This is a genomic window from Sphingomonas sp. CFBP 8765, from assembly GCF_014841445.1.
Lineage (GTDB): Bacteria > Pseudomonadota > Alphaproteobacteria > Sphingomonadales > Sphingomonadaceae > Sphingomonas > Sphingomonas aerolata.
Genome location: NZ_JACYTY010000002.1, coordinates 171,757 through 189,446 on the forward strand (window position 1 = coordinate 171,757; position 17,690 = coordinate 189,446).

Consider the following 17,690-nt stretch of genomic DNA (forward strand, 5'->3'; position numbering starts at 1 on the left):
ACACCTCAATTTCGTATTAAACCGGCCGGGGACCGCGATCAGAAATAGCGTTCGCCGACGCGGATCGTATCGCCGGGCTGGACCTCGATCGGCTGCTCGTGAATGACGACGGTGCGCTCCTCGGTCGCCCGCGCGCGACGGATATAGATATGGTTGCGATTGGCCCGATAGGAGAACCCGCCCGCGGCCGCGACCGCCTGCTCGATCGTCATGCCGTTCACGAACGGAAACTCGCCCGGCCGCGCGACTTCGCCCAGGATATAATAAGGGCGATAGTTGAGGACCTCGACGCTGACGTGCGGATTGTTGACATAGCCCTGGGCAAGGCTTGCCGTCACCGATTGCGACACCTGCTCGATCGTCTGGCCACCCGCCTTGATCGCGCCGATCAGCGGGAACGCCACGGTCCCCGACGGCGTGATGCTATATTCGCCGGTCAGATTGGGCTCGTTATACACCGTGATCCGCAACTTGTCGCCGGCACCCAGCCTGTATCCCTCAACGATCGCCATGTCGGACGCGGAAAGAACCGGCGGCTCCGCCTGCGTGCATCCGGTCGCCACCGCCAGGGATGCAATGATGACGACCCGAAAATAGACTATAGGACGCATGGTTTTCCCCAAACTATGATTGTCATGACTGTATCGGAATTGCCGACAAAGAGAAATACAGAGATGTCAGCTTGGGATAACCGTCGCCGACAATGGCATGGCCGATTCCCGGCGACGGTATCGTCTTGATAGCCATACCCGAACCGGTCCATCATAATAGCGCATGGCGACAATCGAGGCGGCAATTACGAACGCCAGGGATGCCACGATAATGGTCGCGGGCGCGAAACCCTGCCGCAACCCGATAAACGCGACTGACAACACTATCGGATAGTGAAGGATGTACAGCGGATAGGAGAGGTCGCCCAGGAACGCGGCCACCCGCCGCCATCGGGGCGGCACCTCGAACCGGCTCCCCGCCCAGACGAGCAGCGGCCCGCCCGCCAGAACGAACGCGAGATCCCTCGCCAGCGACGCCGCGCCGGTGAGCGGCAGCGCGACGCAGAACAGCAGCACCGCTGCCAGCGCCATGCTCGCTTTGGCCGATGGGCGCGCGGTGATCGCCGGCAATCGGGCCAGCAGCATCCCGATCGGAAAGCCGTACAACACCCGCGCCAGCCCGAACGGCAGTCGATCCGCGGTCGATCCGGCGATCAGCCGGTCGGTCCCGTAGAGCATGGGCCCCGCGACGATCACCACCGCCGCAGCGACCGCCAGCGCGACGATCCACAGGGTTCGGGCGCGGAACAGGATCCATGCGTAGAGCAGGTTGACGAACAGCTCGAACGACAGCGACCAGGCTGGTGCGTTCAGCGGAAACACACTGGGATAGGGAAGGAGATAGGGTAGCATCAGGAGGTTGCTGACCGTGGCGAGCACCAGCTGCCCGCCGTCGAGCGCGAACCGCGCGTGCAGATGCGACTGCGCCAGAACCTTGACCAACCCCAGGCCTGCCCCGACCAGGAACAGCGGATAGAGCCGGATGAGCCGCATTCCCACGAACGGCCCGAACCGCATCGTCGTCGACAGACGACGGTCATACGCCGTGGCGATGACATAGCCGCTGAGCACGAAGAAGAAATCGACCGCCAGATACCCGCCGGGCATCAGCGGCACGAAGACGATATCGCCGACGTGCAGCGCGATCACAGCGATCGCCGCGAGCCCCCGCAGAAGATCGAGCAGCAACTTGCGGTCATGATCGGCCCCGGTGCGCGCGGCCGGGGTAAGGGCCGTCATCGTCGCACCGCCCGCTGCGCCGCAAAGGGGAATCGATTGCCGCGCAACGCGGCGCAGGGCTGACGATCGACGTGGCGGCCGACACGCGTGCCGCGCCGCCGCGTACCCGCAATCGAACGCGTGATGATCGCCGTCATGATTCGCTTCGCCCTTCGGTTCGACAATGAGACGGCGACAGGATCAGGGATCCGTACGGCGTTGAGAACAGAAACTTTACTGCCAAAGTTCCAGACACAACCAGACCCGGCCTGCCCGACATCATGTGCTTTGACGACGGTATCTACGTTTTCTTCGGGCAAGACATCGCTATTCATGACCATTGTAAATAATCGCCGCTTTCATTGGAGCGAGGCGTTTCGGCCAGGGCCGAATGGCGATAGCATCGGGACCGCCGATGCCGACCGGCGCCCGGTCCGCGGACACGTCGCACCGCTGGCGCATGATGCCGACGCGGCCAGGCCGAAGAGCGCCCGGCTCGCAAAAACCCCAAGGGGTTCGGCGCGAGCGACTCAAAGTCTTCCTATACAGTTCAGGTTCTTATCGGTGAAACACCTGCTCACTGCGGATCAGCAAGACCTAGCCTCGACTGCCGTGATCGTCTGATATCATGTTCCGATCGAGCCCGAAGGCAGGACGTCTGATCATATGTCCTTTGGCCTTATCCCGCCTTCAGAGCCTCCCCATACAACCCCCGCCTACATTATGAAATGTATTGGAGCCTGCTCCACAGGACGCATGTTACAGCACCGATTGTAAGATCAACTTTTTTACCAAATGACACACCAACTGTAACTTGCATACAATAACGATCATTTGCCGCATCGACAGAATATTGTAGTTATACGGATGTGATGGGCCACGGCTTCTCCGATCCTGCCGAAGTTCGACACAAAGACGGCGGCGGGGCCGGGCAGAGCTCTTGGGGGGCGGCGTATTGGTTGAGCGTAAGAAGAGTGTCGCGCTGATCGCGCGGGCAGTGTGCGCAACGTTGCTCATCGGCGGCGGCGGCAGGGCCGGCAGTGCGTCGGCGCAGATGTCGGCGGGCCGGTTCGGCGCGCAGTCGGTGCTCGAGCGCACGCGGCCGGACTATGATCCGATCGGGCTTCGCCTCGGGACGTTCACGATCCTGCCCTCGCTCGACGCGAACACGGGCTACGACAGCAATGTCCGCGCGCTGCAAAGCCCGGTGCTCGACGACCTCATCTTCACGCTGCGCCCCGCGGTGGTCGCGCGATCCAACTGGTCGCGCAATGCGGTCACGGTGCGGGCGAGCAGCGACATCCAACGCTTTGTCGACCGTCCCGTCGAAAATGCCGAACAATATCAAATCGGCGCCGATGGTCGCTTCGATATCGGCAGCAGGACGCATCTGGTCGCGGACGCGCGCGTCGGCCGGCTCATCGAAGCACGCGGCAGCACCGGCGACACGGCGCTGGACGGCGAACCGGTCAATTTCATGGACTATCATTTCGGCACGGGCGCGGACCATGATTTCGGCCCGCTTCTGACCCGCGCCAGCTTCACGTTCGACGAATTCCGCTATGGCGATCGCAACGCCGCGGGCGGACGCAAGATCGACAACAGCCAGCGCAATTACCGCTCGATCCTCGGCGACATCCAGCTGACGATGCCTGTCGCGCCTGCCGCCGGCGTGTTCGTTCGCGGCACCGTCAATACTGCCGATTACATCAACGAACCTGTCGGGCCGAGCGGCGATTCGACAAGCTATAGCGCGTTGACCGGCATCGCGTTCGGCGTGACCCCGCTGCTCTACGGCAGCATCGGCATCGGATATTTCGCCCAGACCTACCGCGAGCCCTCGCTCGACGGCACCAATGGCCTGAACTATTCCGCGGCGATAACGTGGAACCCGACCCCGCTCGCCACCGCGTCGTTCACGCTCAATCGCGCGCTGCAGCGCGCACCCAGCCCGACGCTGGGCGCGATCACGACGACCACCGGGACGCTGATCGCCGACTACGAACTCCGCCGGAACCTGATCGTCGGCGCGACCGCGGGCTATTCGCGCAATCTATACGGCCTGATCGACCGCACGCAGACGCAGATGACCGGCTCGGCGCGTGCGACCTATCTGTTCAGCCGACTGATCTCGTCGACGCTTCGGCTCGACTATCTTCGAACCCGCCCCGATCAGTCGAGCGGCGTCGACAGCCTGGGCATTGGCCGACGCTTCGACAAGACCCGAATATTTCTCGGCATGCGGCTTCAACTATGAGCCGCGCGCCGATGATCCGACCAGCAAACGACATTCCCGGGATATGGAGAATGAGCAAGTGACAACCGCGATCCAAGTCTATGGCGGCGGCAATGCCATGCCGATCAGCCCCTATACCCCGCAGGCTAGCGAGGTCGCGCAGGATCGGATCGATGCGCGCGCGCTTGTCGCGATGTTCCGTCGGCGGCTCGGCATCTTCCTCCTGGTCTTCCTCAGCATCCTGATAATCGGCCTGGCGCTGACGTTCCGGCAGACGCCGTCCTATACCGCCGTCGCGCAGGTGTCGCTGAACGTCAAACAATCGGCGCTCACGCCAGCGGGGGTCGGCGAGCGGCCGGATCTCGACCGCGCCGAACCCAGCGCGAATTTCGTCGATACCCAGGTCGAGATCATCCGCTCCGAGGCCTTTGCCCGGCGCGTCGCCTCGGCCCTGGCGTTGCCGACGGATCCGCGCTTCACATCGTTGCAGGAGCCCCGTGGCATCCGCACCTGGATCACAAGCTGGTTCACGGCGCCGCCGAAAGTCGCGCGACCGACCGCGGCGGAGGCGGAAGCCGCGGCGATCACCTATGTTCAGGACGGCGTCACCGCGACGCGGCTGAACTCGACCTATGCGCTCCACATCTCGTTCAGCGACACCGATCCGGCGATGGCGGCGCGGATCGTCAACGAATTCGCGCGGCAATATACCGAGGGGTCGCTGGCGAAGAAGCAGGTCGAGAACCGCGATTCGACCGCGATGATCGCCCGCCGCGCGGAGGATCTGCGCGCGCGCTGGCAGGCCGCCGATGCGGCCGAACAACGCTATCGCATCCAGCACAACCTGACGAGCACGCAGGGCCTGTCGCTCACCGAGCAGGAGATCTCGACGTACAACCAAGCCGTCGCCGCGGCCCGCGCCGCGCTGGCCGAAGACCAAGCCCGCCTGTCGACCGCGCGGGCGCAGCTTCGTTCCGGCTCGCGCGGCGATGATGTCGGGGAAGCGCTGGGGTCGTCCGTCGTGTCGGGTCTGCGCGCGAACCAGTCCGCGCTGAGTGCTCAGGTCGCCGAGCTCACGACCCGCTATGGCGCGCGTCATCCCGACGTGCTGCGCGCGAACAGCCAGCTCGCCGCGATCGACAAGCAGATCAGCAACGAAATCGCGCGCGTCATCTCGAACCTCGCGGCGAAGACGCGGGTGTCGGAGGGCCGTCTCGCGTCGCTGTCCGGAACGCTGAGCGGCGCGCAGGCCGCACTGGCCGGCAACAACGCCGCCACTGTCGAGCTCAACAACCTGGCGCAGAACAACAAGACCGCACGGTCGACCTATGAATCCTATCTGACGCGCTATCAGGAGGAGCTGGCCCGGCTCGGCACCGAGCAGGCCGATGCCTCCGTCCTGAAGCTGGCGGCGATCCCCGACACCCCGACCAGCCCCAATATCCTGCTCAACCTGATCCTGACGACCGTGCTCGGGTTCGGCTTTGGCCTGGTCGCCGCCTTCCTCACCGAGATGGCGTTCACGGGGCTGACCACGGGCGACGATATCGAACAGCGTCTGGGCGTCCGCTATCTCGGCGCGGTGCCGCTGCTCGCGTCGGTGACCAAATCGGCGAAGTCCCCGCCCTCGGCGATCGCGGCCGAGCCGCGCTCGGCGTTCGCCGAATCGATCCGCAGCCTGCGCGCGTCGATCACCTTTGCCGCCCACGCCCCCGCCAAGGTGATCGCGATCACGTCCGCGCTCGCGCAGGAAGGCAAGACGACGACCTCGATCTGCCTGGCCAGGTCGATGGGTCTGGCCGGGGAAAAGGTCGTGCTCGTCGATTGCGATCTTCGCCGCCACGGCGTCAGCCGGTTCCTGCGCACCGAAGCCGATCGCCCGGGCCTCATGCAGGTGCTTCGCGGCGAGGCGACACTCGAAGCCGCGCTGGTCGAGGACACCGCGACCGGGATGATGGTCCTGCCGATCGCCGCGGATGACGATTTCGACGGCGACCTCATGATCGGCGACAAGATGGACGGACTGCTCGACGCGCTGCGTGACCGGTTCGACGTCATCGTGCTCGATACAGCGCCGGTCCTGCCGATCGCGGATGCGCGGCTGATGCTCGGCAAGGCGGATGTCGCGGTGTTTGTCGCGCGGTGGCGCAAGACACCCGATCATGCGATCCGCTCGGCACTGCGGCTCCTGCCACTCGACCGCATCCACCTTGCCGGAATCGCGCTGACCAAGGTCGACATTCGCAAACAGGCGCGGTTCGGCTATGGCGACTCGACCTACTACTACCACGACTACAAGGGCTATTATGCCTGAGCTGGCCGTCGATGCCGGCATCGGCAGTCTGGCCCGCCAGGCTGAAACGATGATGCCCGGTGCCCCGTGTCGCGACCCGTGTCGCGCCCCGTCCGTCCTGAATCGCAGCCGCCCCGAAGGGTGGCCGCAGCGGGTGGCGATCGTGCATTATTGGCTCGTCACGATGCGCGGCGGCGAACGGGTGGTCGAGCGGCTGCTGCACCTGTTTCCGCACGCCGAGATCTTTACGCATGTCTATGACGCCAGCGCGGTGTCTGAAACGATCCGCGAGCGCCCGGTCCATACCAGCTTCATCAACCGGCTACCGGGGGCCCGGCGTCACTATCAGAAATATCTGCCGCTGATGCCGATGGCGCTCGAACAGCTCGACCTGCGCGGCTTCGACCTCGTCATCAGCAGCGAATCGGGCCCGGCAAAGGGCGTGATCACCGATCCCGATACGGTGCACCTCTGCTATGCGCATTCGCCGATGCGGTATCTGTGGGATCATTACCATCAGTATCGTGGCAGCGCGGGACGCCTGACCCGGCTGATGATGACCTTGCTCTTCGGCCGGCTCCGCCACTGGGACATGACGAGCGCGGCGCGGATCGACATCGTCGTCGCGAATTCGCAGTTCATCAAGAAACGGATCGCCAAGGCGTGGCGCCGCGATGCGGTCGTCGTCCATCCGCCGGTCGACACAAGTCTCTTCACCCCGGTCGACACGGTCGGCGACGAATATCTGTGGGTCGGCCAGATGACGCCCTACAAGCGCGCCGACCTGGCGGTGGATGCGTTCAACGCGCTGCAATTGCCCCTGCTGATGGTCGGCGACGGCGAGATGGCGGCCGAGCTGCGCAAGCGCGCCGGCCCGACGATCCGGATCATCCCGCGGATGCGCTTCGACGAGTTGCGCCACGCCTATGCAACGTCGAAGGCGCTCATCTTCACACCCGAGGAGGATTTCGGGATCGTGCCGGTCGAGATGATGGCATCGGGCCGCCCGGTCCTAGCCTATGCGCGCGGCGGGATCCGCGACAGCCTGGTCGAGCGCAAGACCGGACTGTTCTTCGAACACCAGACGGTCGAATCGCTGATCGACGGCGTTCGCGCGATGGAGGCATGGCTGCCGGAATTCGACCCCGCCGATGCGGTCGCGCAGGCGGAACGGTTCGCCCCCGAGCATTTCGATGCCGGGATCCTGGCGGCGCTGGAGGCATGATGCGCCGCAGGGCCCTGATCGCGGCGATCAGCGCGGCGTTCGCGGTCGCCGGCAGCGCGCAGCAGCAGCCCGCGACTCCGCCGATGCTGCTCGGCGTCCAGACCCATTTCAGCCAGAACTGGCCTGCCGCATGGGGCGATCGGGCGATCGACGTCACCGCCGGGTCGTTGCGCGATTCGATCCCCTGGGCCTCGGGCGAACCGCGTCCGGGCAAATATGCGATCGAGGGTAGCGTCGCTGGCACGCTGTCCCGCTATTGCCACCGCAGCGGCGGTGACGTCCTGCTGACGCTCGACCCGCGCCACCCGCTCTATGACGGCGGCCATACCGTCAGCACGCCGGCGGCGATGGCCGCCTATGCCGCCTATGTCGGCACGGTCCTCGATCGCCTCCCCGGCTGCGTCACCGCGATCGAGGTCGGCAACGAGATCAATAGCGGCAACCTGGCCTATCCGAAGGGCGTCGACCCCGCCGCCGCCTATGTCGCGCTGCTGACGGTCGTCCGCGACCGCATCAAGCCGCGCCACCCGTCCGTCGCGATACTCGGCGGATCGACCAACATGATCGGCACCGGATTCCTCGAAACGCTGTTCAAGGCCGGGATGCTCGGAGTCGCCGACGGCGTCGCGGTGCATCCCTATCGCCACCTGGCGGACAATATCGACTGGGAGATCACGCATCTCGACGCGACGATGCGCCGCTACGGCACGCCGATCCCAATCTGGGCGACCGAATTCAGCGACAATTACCCGACGCCCGATCTCGCCGCGCCCGAACTGATCAAGTTCGTCACGCTGATGAGCGCGAGCGGGGTCCGGCGCGCCTATTGGTACGCGCTGATCGACCAGCGGTTCTTTCGGAACATGGGCCTCTTCACACAGTCGCAGGCGACCAAGCCCGCGGCGGAGGCCTTCACGCTGCTGACGACGCACATGCTGCCCGCCGGGCGCGCGCAGCGTATCGATACGGGCGATCGCGATGTCCGGCTCTACCGCTTCGGTGGGGATCGCTGGGTGGTCTGGGGTCCATCCGGGACGCTGCGGTTCGATGCGGGGCGCATCCTATCGGCGCGCAACCGGCCCCTGCCCGGCACCAGCGTCGCGATCGGTCCGGATCCGGTCGTGGTGATCGGCGCTGGACGCTTCGCCTTCACGCGCGGCACGGTGCTCGCCGACAGCCTCAGCGGCTATGGCAGCGCCCCCTGGTCCTATTGGGTCGAAGGCGCCGACGGACAGCGCCACGCGCTCGGCATCCTCGACGGGATGTGGACGAGCGCCTTTGGCAGCCGCTTCACGCGGCCCCTGGCGATCAGCGACACCGGCGGCGCGGTCGCGGGCGATGCGGCGCATGCCGCCCGCGCCGTGATCCGCTACACCGCCCCCGCCGCGATGACCGCGCGCGTCGCCGCCTGTATCGCGAAATCACCCGGTGGCGACGGGCTCGACGTCGCGCTTCTGGTCAGGGGCAAGCGGGTCGCAGGCGCGGTCGTCGTCGATCGCTGGACGGCCACCGATCAGACCGTGACGCTGCGCACCGGCGAGACGGTCGATCTGTCGGTCGGCCCCAACCAGATCCCGGGACACGACGCCTTCACCTATCGGATCCGGCTCACCGAAGCGGGCAGCACCATTTCGCCCGACGCCACCAAGGGACCTGCAGGATGCATCTGACGCTCATCGGCGCCGCTCAGCTCGTCATCGGCTTCCTCCTGCTCATGTTCGGTACCGTGCCGGGCATGCTCGCCTTCGTGATCGTCTCCGCGCTGATGATGGGGTCGTCGGCGATCGATCTTCCCGCGATCGGCGCGTCGTCGATCCCGCCGATCGAGTTCGCCGCCGTGTTCCTCACGATCCGCGTGCTGCTGCCCGGATCGATCAACGTGCCCGCGCTGGCGGCCGCGTTGCGCGCCAACATCCTGATGATCATCTTCGTCGCCTATGGCATCGTCGGCGCGATCCTGTTGCCGCGGCTCTATGCCGGGCAGATCGACGTCGTGCCGATGCGCGTCCGTGCGCTCAACCGCTACGAATCGATGGAACGCTTCACCTATGCGACCCAGCGCCTGCTGCCGACGTCGCAGAATCTGACCACCGCCATCTACCTTCTCGGGACGGTGATGGTCGCGATCTGTGCCTATGTGGCGCTCACGCACAAGGATGCATGGCGTCTGCTGGTCAAGACGGTCGCCGTGGTCGCGCTGATCCACGTCGTCATCGGCATCGCCAGCGTGGCGGTGCCGGGCAACGCGGTCCTGACCTTCTTTCGCAACGGCGCCTATGCGCAGATCGACAATAGCTATCGCGGTTTCGTCAGGATGAACGGCATCGCGCCCGAGGCGTCCGCCTATGGCGGATTCGGGTTCATGCTGTTCGTGTTCCTGTTCGAATGCTGGATCCGCGACGTGATGCCGCGTTTGACGGGCCCGTGTGCGCTCGCGCTGGGGCTCGCGCTGGGCGCCAGCACGTCGAGCCTGGCCTATCTCGGCCTCGTCTCCTATGCCGTCCTGGTCTTTCTCCGGTCGGTCGTCTTTCCCAAGACGATGCGGGTGGATCGCCTGCTCGTGCTCGGCGCGACGACGATGCTCTTCCTCATGATGGTCGCCGCGGCCAGCGTCTGGTACCCGCAGCTCGTCGCCGAATTCGGCGATATGATCACCCATTTCACGCTCGAAAAATCCCAGTCGCAATCGAGCGAACAACGGCAATTCTGGTCGTTGATCGGTTACCGGGCGTTTCTTGAAAGCTATGGCCTCGGTATCGGCGCGGGCAGCTTCCGGTCGTCGTCGCTGATCACCGCGATCATGGGATCGATGGGCGTGATCGGGATCGTCTGCTTCGTGAGCTATCTGCTGCAGGTCTTCAAACCCCTGCGCCTGAGCACCTATGTCTCACCCGCCGATCCTCGCGCCGCAGTCGGCGCCGCGGCGTCCTGGGTCTGCTTCGCCTCGATGGTGCCCGCCGCGGTCGGCAGTCCGACGCCCGACCCGGGCGTGCTCTTCGCGGTATTTGCCGGCGCCGCGCTGGCCTTGCGCCCGGCGGTATCGCGCAAACCGCAGCGGATCCAGGCCGGACCGCCGTCCGGCCAGGCGGCGATGCACGATACCGCGATGGCCTGACCCTGGGCCTAGCCTGCCGCCTTGGCGGGATGTGCCAGGCGGGTGCGGTGGAGCAACCACTTGCGCACAGGCTCGTCGAACGTCTTCACCGCAACCCATGCGAACACCGTGAATATGACCGACATCAGGATCGCCAGCAGCGTTGCTGCCAGCCCCTGGATGTGCAGATGACCGGCCAGCCCGCGGATATGCGGAGCGATACCGCCCTGCAGGATATAAACCGGATAGGAGAGAGCGCCCAGCGTGCGGCACAGCGGGACGGTGCGCGTGACCGTCGCATTGGCGCCGGCCGCGACCAGAAGCGGAAAGAGGAGGATCGCCGCAGCGACCTCATACACGCCGTTCCACGCACCCAGCCGGGGCATCGCCATAATCCCGCACAGCGTCGCGATTATCGCCCAGACGGGCGCGCGCAGTCGGTCGAGCAGGCCCGCCCGGCGCAGCCTGTACACCCCGACTCCGGCAAAGAACGAGAACATCACGCGGGGGAGCCCCGCCCAGCCTTCCGGCCAATAAGGGCCGACTGCGAGCGTCTCGAAATGAAGGCCGGTCGCTGCCAGCGCGATGGCCGATACGCCGACGATGACCGCAAGCATCCGGTTATGCAGGAGCGGTGCGATCGCGCCATAAAGAAGATTGACGAGCAATTCCCACAGCAGCGACCAGCTGGGTGCATTGAGCGCATACATGCACTGGTCTTCGGACAGCGCACCATAGGGGGTCGGGATCATCAGCACCCCGGTCACGAAGAGCAGCGCCAGCATCCCGCCATCGTAAAGACGGACAAACCCTGCCGCACCGATCACGGCGCCGAGAACGATCAACGGATACAGGCGAACCACGCGCACCCACATGAAGGCCTTCAACGACATCCCCGCCTTGATCCGCTCCTCATAGACGGCCGCGATCACGAAACCGCTCAGGCCGAAGAAGAAGTCGACCGCCAGCGCGGCGTGCGGGGTTATCAGGATCGCATTATACGGCGTGACGTGCATGACAAGAACAGCGAAGGCGGCAACGCCCCGCAGGCCGTCCAGAACATCAAATCTGACCCTCTCCACATTCTTTCCGCATGTATTTTGTGTATGTTTCGTGCGGCGAACTTTATTTCTTAGACACTAGTATGTTTTGCCTTTGATTCCATTACTTGGCTCAATATCCTTCATCACGGGCTACAACTCGACTTTCTTCTATGTTCAGACTTATGACCAATAATGAGGGATTTACGGCAATGGCGGAGCCTTTAAGTCTGCGAGTGAAACGCGTCGTGCATTCGCTGCGTGATGATTCCGCCTGGCGCATCGCGCGGTTTCTGCGCGACGACGCACGCGATCGCGCGGCCGTTACGCCTGTGGTGTCCGACGATCCCGTTGCGGGCAGCTATCGCAATGACGTGGTCACGCTCGACGACGCGGATCCGGACGACTTTCCCCCCGTGATCTTCCAGACGTGGAAAAGCCGGTCGGTGATTCCCGGCAATTACCGGCACTGGCGGCAGACCTTCGTCGACACCAACCCCGACTGTCGCGTGCTGCTCTGGGATGACGCGGACAACCGCGCCTTCATCGCCGATCGGTTCGCCTGGGCGCTGCCGGTCTATGACAGCTATCCGCAGGAGATCTTTCGCGCCGATGCCGTGCGGTTCTTCTTCCTGCTCGAATTCGGCGGCCTGTACGCCGACATGGATACCGAATGCCTGCGCCCGATCCGGCCCAGCGCGTCGACCGGCGCGGTCGTGCTGTGTCGCATGGGGGGCAATCCCGATTTCGCGCACGCCATCCCCAACGCGATCATGGCATCCCGGCCGTCACAGATCTTCTGGCTGTTCGCGATCCACTGCATGATCGAGGCGGCGGAGCGCATCCCGGATGCCGCCGCACGGATCGCCGCCGGGCCGGAGACGATGACCGGCCCGGTGCTGCTGAAACAGGCCTATGACGCGTTCGTCGCGCTCGACCAAACCGCGGTCATGGCGCTGCTCGCCCCCCTCCTCGCCAAGCTTACCGAGCGACAGCGCACCCGGCTGCGCTATGCACGGCCGACGCTGCTCGACGGGCGGAACTGGTATCCGCTCGACTGGACCAATATGTTCCACAAGCGGCTGTGCAACCGGTTGCGCACCGACCGCCGCATCCTGCCGATCGAGGTCGGCCGCACGCTCTTTCCGGACGCCGCGGTTGTCACCTATTGGAGTCATTCCTGGTAAATACGGCCTGCTGTGACCCGCCCCGCGCGAGGGGGCGGGCCGCGGGGGTCAGGCGACCCCGCGCGTACGCCGTGACACCAGCCGGTGAAACCGGTCCGCGGCGACCGTCTCGATCCCTCGCGGGCGGCCGCTGGCCTGCCAGACCAGCATCAGCACGACGAGGTACAGCATCATCCCCCCCGCCCCGGCACCGACGAGCCCGAGCCCGCGGTCGAACCCGGTCAGCGTCTGCAGCCAGGGGCGCAGAGCGAGCAACAGCGCAGCCATCACCGCGGATGCGGCAAAGGCCCGCCACGGCCGGACAAGCTGCACGCCGAGCGGCACGCCGATCAGGCTCCGGACATAGGCCGCGGACACGATGCCCATGACCAGGGACGATCCCGCCCGCGCGGCGATCGCGCCGGCGACGCCGAAATACAGCGCGCCGAGGATCGTCGCAGGCACCTTGATGCACAATTCGCACAGGCTCTGCCGGAAGAAGATCGCGGCCTGGCCCAGCGCCATGGCGAGCGGCGCGAGCGCGGCAGCGAACAGCGTCGGGATCATTGCCAGCACCAGCCATTGCAGCAGCGGCGATGCCGGTTGCCATTTCGGCCCGAGCGCGAAGGCGACGAGCGGCTGTGCGAGGATGCTGATCGCGACGAGGACGGGAAGGACGGCGCTGACGATCGTGCTGGTCGTCCGCAGATAGGCTTCGCGCAGGCGTTCGGGATCGTGTCGCACCATCGAGAAGGCCGCCAGCAGCGGCCGGATCGTGGGCTTGAGCACCGCCTGGTCGGGCAGGCTGGCAAGGTCGCTGGCGAGCGAGAACGTCCCGAGTTGCGCGCGCGAGACGGTGAAGCCGAGCACCAGCCGGTCGATCTGCCAGTTGATCGCGGTTACTGCCTGTGCGGCGGTCGTCCATCCGAGCAGGTCGGCGAATTCGCGCCAGCGCCCGAGCCCGAAGCGCGGGCGGAAGGGCGCGAACCAGTAGGAGGCCAGCACCATGAAGGCGGGGGCGATGACCGTTCCCGCGGCGATCGCCCAGTAGCTGCGCGTCAGGATCGCGCACGCGGCGGCCGCGACAAAGGCGCAGCCACGACCGCCGACCTCGATGATCAGATCGCGGTGGAAACTGATATCCTTGGCATATTGCGCCATCTTCGGACTGACGAGGCCGCGCAGCGCGGGGGCGAGCGCGATGAAGCAGATCAGCGGGACGAGCCGCGGGTCGCCGTAGAAATAGCCAAAGGGTATCGCGAGCAAGGCCAGACCCACCGCGAGCACGGCACTGCGCATCACGCTGAGCGTGAACGCGGTCTCCAGCATCGGCCGGCTGATAGCCTCGGCGCGGACGAGCACCTGACCCACGGGCAGTTCGAAGACCGCCTCGACGATCCGGACCAGCGTCATCGCGATCGCGACGAGCCCGAAGTCCTGCGGCACCAGATAGTTGGCGAGCAGCAGGAGGCTGGCAAAGTCGATCAGCCGCGCCAGGAACCGCGAGGCTATGAGCCACGCGGCACCCGCGGTGGTGCGTCCGGCAATGGGGGCCGCCTGCGTCATCTCAGACGCCGTTCGCGACGCGCTGCGGCGCGCGGGTGCGCAACCACGTCGTCATGGCACGGCGCAACGGTTCGTCCCACCACCGCAGGATCAGCCAGCTCGCGATCAGCACGCCGGGCAGCGCCAGCCCGGTGCCGACCGCAAAGCTCCTGCTGCCGAGGATCGCCTGATAGGCCGCGTTGATCCAGACGAAGATCGGATAATGCAGCGCATAGACGGGGAACGAGAGCGCCCCCAGCACCGCCGATGCCCGCGCCACCCGGCCGCGCAGCACGACATGCGCCCCGCTGAGCACCAGCAGCGGCGAGACGATCAGCGACCAGCTCCATCCGACCCAGAAGGACAGGCCCTGCGGCCAGTAGAAGAGCAGCACGCTGAGCCCGAGCAACGGCCAGAACAGAAACCGCCACCGCGCATCGCGGATCGGCGCGAACCGCGATTGCGCATGATAGAGCCCAACCCCGGCGTAAAAGGCCCCGAACACGCGCGGCAGGCCGGTCCAGAAGCTTGCGGCCTCGTCCCCGCCTATCCCGACCAGCGCCATCAGCGCATATCCCGCCGCGACGATCGCCAGCGCGCTCCCCATCCCGTCGATCCGGCGCAGCGCCGCCCAGGCGATGTTGACGACGATTTCGAGAAACAACGTATATTGCGGCCCGTTCAGCGGAAAAACCTGCGGTCCGCCGATCGCCCGGCTCGCGTCGAGTATCGGCAGGCACAGCACTCCGAACGCGGTCGCGCGGGCGAGTTCGGCGACGCTGATGGTGGAATCGTGCAGCATTACGATGCGCGCGGCGAGATAGGCGGCGGAGATCAGCGTGCCGAGAATGACGAGCGGCATCAGCCGGACGAGCCGCAGGACGGCGAACGTCCGCGTCGCCATCCCCTGATCGAGCGTGTCGCGATACGCCACCGACAGCACATAGCCACTCAGACAGAAGAAGAAATCGACCGCGAGTCCCGCATTCGCCGCCAGCCAGGGATGGCCCTGCCAATGGCCGAGATGGAAGAGCAGGACCGATATCGCCGCCAGCCCGCGCAGCCCGTCGAGCGCGGCATAATGCGGGCGCTGGCGGGCCATGCCGCGATCGTTTCGGCCAGCGACCGGCCCCGCCGGTGCATACGCACGCGCATCGATCCCCTCAGTCACGCGCGACACGCTCGATAACGTCCAGCAGCTGCCGTCCCGCCGAATCCCAGCGGAACGCCGCGGCCCGATCATGGCCGGCGGCGCGCTTCGCCGACCGGACGACCGGATCGGCCAGCGCGGTGATGGCCTGCCGCCACCCCGCCGGATCGTCGACATCGGCATAGAGGACCGCATCGCGGCACATTTCCGGAATCGCGCCCGCCGGCGCGACGATCGCCGGGCAACCGCACAGCATCGCCTCGAGCGGCGGGAGCCCGAAGCCTTCGGTGCGCGACGGAAAGACCTGCGCATGCGCGTCCATATAGAGCGCGCGCAGCGTCGCATCGTCGCAGCGGCCGACGAACAGCGCGTCGGGCGGCGGCGTCAGGCCAGCCGCGTCGAGCGCTGCGCGATCCGCGCCGACCACGACGAGCTGCAACGGCGCCAGCGCGCCATCGGCAAAGGCCTCGAACACGACGTGGTTGTTCTTATAAGCCTTGGGGCTGCCGAACAGGAGCACATAGCGCCCCGCGGTGAGCCCCAGTCGCGCCAGCGCGTCGCGGTCGGACTCGCCGTCGAGAATATGGTCGACGCCGTTGTGGAGGACTTCGGTCATCCGCCGATCGACCACGCCGAGCAGGTCGAGCATCTGCCGGGAATAGGCCGACACGGTGAGGACGGCCGCGCTGCTGCGCGCCATGCGCGGCACGAGCAGCCGGTATCCGACGCGCTGCCGCCATGGATAGGAGCTGTCGGGAAAGAGGAACTGCGCGTCGTGGATCAGCAGGATCTTGCGACGATGCCGGATCGGCGCGAGGTTGGCGAGGTTGACCAGCACGCCGTCGGCCGCGCGCGCGGGCAGGACGAGCTGCTCCCATCGCTGCGTATCGCCGTCCGCCTGCTCGACGAGTTCGATCGCGCGCAGCACGGGCTGCCATTGCCGCCGCGCGGGTATCAGCAGGCGGGCCGGCGGGCGACGTTCGGGCGGCATCGCGGCGAGCAACGCGTCGACTTCGCGGATGAGGCGATCGGACACGCGGTGCACCCCGTTCATCCCGCCCGCATAGAATTTGCCGTTGAAATAGATCGGCGTCGCGGTGCTGCTCACATCCGCTCGATCTTGCGGGGATCGAGCTTGCCACGGGTCAGGTCGGCAAAGGCCAGGACATTGCCCCACAAACGCCCGCGCCGATCGACATGCGCCTCGGGCCACAGGCTGCGCACCAGATTCGCGATGACGTTCGCGGTCATCAGCCGTTCGCCCAGCCGCGGCTGCATCGTACCCTTCCGCTTCAGATAGACGATGTTCGCGATCTGCGAATAGCCGAGCTTCTTGCCCGGCGTGCGGCCGGACTTCACGCCCATGTGTACACCGGTGATCGACGCGGACGAAACCAGTCGGCCGCGTCGTCCGATCTGCGTCGTGAAATCGATATCCTCCTGCCAGCCATAAAGCGGCAGCGCCTCGTCGAAACGCAGTCCGGTCGCGGCACTCAGGCGGATCGCCATGTTGCAGCCATAGAGCGCCTGACGGTCGCGCAACACGGGATCGGGGCTGGGATCGGGGCTGGCGGCACGCGCCGCGACGATCGCCAACGCGGCCTCGACGCTCAGCCCGCTCGAGTTGATGCCGTCGGCGAGCAGGTCGCCGGTGATCCCGACAATCGCGGGATCGCTTTCGAACACGCGCTCGACCATTTCGAGATAGTCGGGCGCGGGGACGAAATCGTCATCGAAGAAGGTGACGAACGCCGCCGCGTCGCCGATCATGTCGAGCGCCGCGTTGCGCTGCCGGCACAGGCCACGTCCGGCGAACACGATCTCGGGCTGCACCGGGCTTTCCGCGACACCCTCGACGTCCTGCGGCGAGACCGACACGACGATCACCCGATCGGGCCGTCGCGTCTGTCGTTCCAGCAGATCGATCGTTCGACGCGTCAGTGACGCCCGACCGACCGTGGCCACGACGACATACATCAAAGCCACTATTCGCCCCCAAGCAATATCCAGCATAGCTGCTTGACGACTTGTCTTGTAACGTACCTTCTATTCAAGGCAAGCATGTCGCTTACTATTACGGCTTGTAAAATCTTTTGTACAATTTGATAAAATAGAAATACTTTATTTTCATAATGATGATGTTAGTCGCGGACGACATGTCTTTTGGTTCGG

14 protein-coding genes are annotated in these 17,690 nt (G+C 65.7%); 6 read left to right on the forward strand and 8 right to left on the reverse strand.

Annotated elements, in window-relative coordinates; all coding sequences use genetic code 11:
- Positions 1–38: 38 nt before the first annotated feature.
- The 3 genes from IFT87_RS05300 to IFT87_RS05310 form a co-directional block, all read right to left on the reverse strand.
- Positions 39–611, reverse strand: a complete 573-nt coding sequence (locus IFT87_RS05300; protein ID WP_192007826.1) for a polysaccharide biosynthesis/export family protein — start codon at positions 609–611, stop codon at positions 39–41.
- A 66-nt stretch (positions 612–677) separates the two neighbouring features.
- A complete protein-coding gene (locus IFT87_RS05305; RefSeq protein ID WP_031440299.1) occupies positions 678–1,790 on the reverse strand; it encodes an acyltransferase family protein in 1,113 nt (370 codons plus the stop codon).
- A complete protein-coding gene (locus tag IFT87_RS05310; protein ID WP_159512169.1) occupies positions 1,787–2,104 on the reverse strand; it encodes a hypothetical protein in 318 nt (105 codons plus the stop codon). The genes IFT87_RS05305 and IFT87_RS05310 overlap by 4 nt, the downstream gene beginning before the upstream one ends.
- A 620-nt stretch (positions 2,105–2,724) precedes the next feature.
- Here IFT87_RS05310 and IFT87_RS05315 point away from each other — a divergent pair.
- From IFT87_RS05315 to IFT87_RS05335, 5 genes are all read left to right on the forward strand, one after another.
- The gene (locus tag IFT87_RS05315) at positions 2,725–4,026 is read left to right on the forward strand and encodes an outer membrane beta-barrel protein (protein WP_192007827.1); all 1,302 of its coding nucleotides are present in this window, start codon (positions 2,725–2,727) and stop codon (positions 4,024–4,026) included.
- Positions 4,027–4,084: 58 nt separating this feature from the next.
- On the forward strand, positions 4,085–6,319 hold the full coding sequence (locus IFT87_RS05320; RefSeq protein WP_342211131.1) for a GumC family protein: 2,235 nt from the start codon (positions 4,085–4,087) through the stop codon (positions 6,317–6,319).
- 163 nt (positions 6,320–6,482) lie between these two features.
- Positions 6,483–7,523, forward strand: a complete 1,041-nt coding sequence (locus IFT87_RS05325) for a glycosyltransferase (RefSeq protein WP_249403251.1) — start codon at positions 6,483–6,485, stop codon at positions 7,521–7,523.
- Positions 7,523–9,193, forward strand: coding sequence for a glycosyl hydrolase (locus tag IFT87_RS05330; protein ID WP_192007828.1), 1,671 nt, complete (start codon positions 7,523–7,525; stop codon positions 9,191–9,193). The genes IFT87_RS05325 and IFT87_RS05330 overlap by 1 nt, the downstream gene beginning before the upstream one ends.
- Positions 9,184–10,638: a hypothetical protein gene (locus IFT87_RS05335; protein ID WP_192007829.1), complete on the forward strand. Its 1,455-nt coding sequence runs from the start codon at positions 9,184–9,186 to the stop codon at positions 10,636–10,638. The genes IFT87_RS05330 and IFT87_RS05335 overlap by 10 nt, the downstream gene beginning before the upstream one ends.
- An 8-nt stretch (positions 10,639–10,646) precedes the next feature.
- Here the strand turns inward: IFT87_RS05335 and IFT87_RS05340 are convergent, their stop codons facing one another.
- Positions 10,647–11,699 (reverse strand): acyltransferase family protein, encoded by a 1,053-nt coding sequence (locus IFT87_RS05340; RefSeq protein WP_192007831.1) that lies wholly within the window; start codon positions 11,697–11,699, stop codon positions 10,647–10,649.
- A 143-nt stretch (positions 11,700–11,842) separates the two neighbouring features.
- Here IFT87_RS05340 and IFT87_RS05345 point away from each other — a divergent pair, with 143 nt between their 5' ends.
- Positions 11,843–12,844, forward strand: a complete 1,002-nt coding sequence (locus tag IFT87_RS05345) for a glycosyltransferase family 32 protein (RefSeq protein WP_249403224.1) — start codon at positions 11,843–11,845, stop codon at positions 12,842–12,844.
- A gap of 48 nt (positions 12,845–12,892) precedes the next feature.
- Here IFT87_RS05345 and IFT87_RS05350 read toward each other — a convergent pair whose 3' ends face one another.
- From IFT87_RS05350 to IFT87_RS05365, 4 genes are read right to left on the reverse strand one after another with little or no spacing between them, the layout of a single operon-like run.
- Positions 12,893–14,389: an oligosaccharide flippase family protein gene (locus IFT87_RS05350; protein ID WP_192007832.1), complete on the reverse strand. Its 1,497-nt coding sequence runs from the start codon at positions 14,387–14,389 to the stop codon at positions 12,893–12,895.
- 1 nt (position 14,390) lies between these two features.
- A complete protein-coding gene (locus tag IFT87_RS05355; RefSeq protein ID WP_192007833.1) occupies positions 14,391–15,539 on the reverse strand; it encodes an acyltransferase family protein in 1,149 nt (382 codons plus the stop codon).
- A complete protein-coding gene (locus tag IFT87_RS20845; RefSeq protein WP_183935937.1) occupies positions 15,532–16,626 on the reverse strand; it encodes a glycosyltransferase family 4 protein in 1,095 nt (364 codons plus the stop codon). The genes IFT87_RS05355 and IFT87_RS20845 overlap by 8 nt, the downstream gene beginning before the upstream one ends.
- Positions 16,623–17,495: a glycosyltransferase family 2 protein gene (locus IFT87_RS05365; RefSeq protein ID WP_031440289.1), complete on the reverse strand. Its 873-nt coding sequence runs from the start codon at positions 17,493–17,495 to the stop codon at positions 16,623–16,625. Before IFT87_RS05365 ends, IFT87_RS20845 begins: the two co-directional genes overlap by 4 nt.
- Between the last annotated feature and the right edge of the window lie 195 nt (positions 17,496–17,690).